Source organism: Autumnicola aciditolerans, assembly GCF_041679265.1.
Taxonomy (GTDB): Bacteria; Bacteroidota; Bacteroidia; order Flavobacteriales; family Flavobacteriaceae; genus Autumnicola.
Genome location: NZ_JBGFSM010000062.1, coordinates 1 through 2,042 on the forward strand (window position 1 = coordinate 1; position 2,042 = coordinate 2,042).

The 2,042-nt window shown below is 35.5% G+C and carries 3 protein-coding genes; all 3 read right to left on the reverse strand.

Features of this window, described 5'->3' with window-relative positions:
* Positions 1 to 213 precede the first annotated feature (213 nt).
* The 3 genes from AB8M93_RS18730 to AB8M93_RS18740 all read right to left on the reverse strand — a co-directional run bounded on the left by AB8M93_RS18730 (position 214) and on the right by AB8M93_RS18740 (position 1,933).
* Positions 214 to 717 (reverse strand): hypothetical protein, encoded by a 504-nt coding sequence (locus AB8M93_RS18730; RefSeq protein ID WP_373060516.1) that lies wholly within the window; start codon positions 715 to 717, stop codon positions 214 to 216.
* 522 nt (positions 718 to 1,239) lie between these two features.
* The gene (locus AB8M93_RS18735; protein ID WP_373060518.1) at positions 1,240 to 1,740 is read right to left on the reverse strand and encodes a hypothetical protein; all 501 of its coding nucleotides are present in this window, start codon (positions 1,738 to 1,740) and stop codon (positions 1,240 to 1,242) included.
* 4 nt (positions 1,741 to 1,744) lie between these two features.
* On the reverse strand, positions 1,745 to 1,933 hold the full coding sequence (locus tag AB8M93_RS18740; RefSeq protein ID WP_373060520.1) for a hypothetical protein: 189 nt from the start codon (positions 1,931 to 1,933) through the stop codon (positions 1,745 to 1,747).
* Positions 1,934 to 2,042: the final 109 nt, after the last annotated feature.

Here is a 2,042-nt window from a genome sequence, read left to right on the forward strand (position 1 = left end):
TTCGTTTTGACAAGAAGTCAAAATTATTGCTATAAATAAAAATGATATGTATAGTGTTTTTTTCAAATGTGTGGCAACGGCCCGGGCTATGGCAAGTGCGGGATTTTGAAACTGAATCTTTGTCCGCCAGACCGAATGTTATTTAGTTGTAACATCTTCATTTTTAAGTAGTCAGTCCGCATTTGCTATAGCCGATGTTGGGGGCAGTTGTTTTTATTTTATTATTCTTTTCAGTCGTCCGATGAATGAATTGTTTTTCTTTATTGTCCTTAGTATTTCGTGTATTGGTCTGTCGTAGATTGGCTCAATGTCGGTGTTGTAAACCGTCTTGACCTTTGCAATAATGTCCTTTTTGCCGTCCGGTAGATGAAACTCCCAGTCTCTGAAGTAGCTGTTGTCCGAAACAAAGGAAGTCGAGTAGGATGTCCCAAGTATTTTGTCCCAAAAGTCGTCAACAAGCGGTCGAAGAGCTTGAATTTTATCGTCTGCTGCAAATGTCACCTTCGCTTTTCCAGAGTCGGGAAGTGGAATTGTCTCGTTGGCGTCCTGAAGTCGTTTTATTTCCTTGTCGAACAGTGGTCTTAATGCAGTCTCGGCTTTGTCTTTGGTGTCAATAATAGCTATGACATTGTAGAACTCCTCAATGGACGCCACAAACTGTCCGGGATAATTATGAGCGTCAACGATTCTGATTTTATAGTCTTTGAAGTTCGTCATTTTTCAATTGCCCCCAACGGCTACGGTTAACGCAAGTCACGGGAATAGGGACACGGACTTGTCGGCTAGTTTGTTTTTACCTGCTCTCTAAAATAACAATTTTTAGCATACCACCCGTTATTTGCTGTTAACCGATGTTGGGCACTGGAATTGATACCCAAAAAGTTTAAATATCGGCGTTCTTTTTTCAGCTGAGTATGAGTCAGCGTAAAGTAATTTTCCGCTAGCGCTATGGGGAAGTTTTGAGAGAATTTTTTTTGCGAGTCCGTTTCTAGGTTTTGCTTTTATTTTTTATTAAATACTAGGAGCTTTTTTATAATTTTTGAGCATGAGTGAGCGCATAATCTCAAGTTGAAAAAACGAAAATTTTAAAGAAATTCTTGTGCCCAACGGTCTCGGCTATCGCAAGTTGCGGGAGTAGGCATGCGGAGTTGTCGGTTTATTTGTTTTTTTCCTGGTTTCTAAAATTATAATTTTTCTGAAGTACCCGTTATTTGCGATGAGCCGTTGTTGGCAAACGTTTTATCCCTTTCTAAAATATCCTAGAGAATTCTGTTCATTTGAATTTTCCCATTTAGCCATTTCATCAAGAAAAACTCCAACATTTTCAATAATTAATTCTTCTGTAATCTTTTCTGGAGAAATCTTTCCTAAAACTTTATGTTCTTTTTCAGAAACTAATTCTTCAATGCTAGGGTATAGAATTATTATAAAAACATCACCATTACCTGCTTGGGAAAACACAATAGTACCACCTTTTTTTACGTAGTGTCTGGAACTTGTTTCTGTTTGTTCGTAAATGCCTGAAGGCTTTTTTCCAAAAGTAATATTTACCCCTTCGGAATTACTTGTCCAATCTAAGACTTGAACATTCCAATCTAAGGGATAGGTTTCTTTAATTTTTTCTAGTGTATCCTTTAAAAGAGGTTTTGTGTGATTTTGCCAATATTCTCGATTCTGGCTAACTTTTTCTATTGAGTTTTTATAATTGTCGACTTTCTCTTTTAAATCTTGAAGTGTCATATTTTTATTTATTTAGTAATCCGTAAATGTCATTCATTATTTCCATATTAATCTGAAGATTATAATCTGAAATCCGAGCATTATAATATTGAATATATAATTCAATGTTTTGATCGGCATCAAGACCTGTATCAGCTTTAAAGTCTTTTTTGAAATTTGAAAAATTGCTTTTTAATGTAATTTTTTTACTCATCTTTTTTAGGTTTTAACTTTGTTTAAAATGTTTGCCAACGTTAAGTATAAAAGAAGTAGGGCTGTAAATAAGCAATTACCTTTCGGTTATTCACAAGCCAAATCTTTTG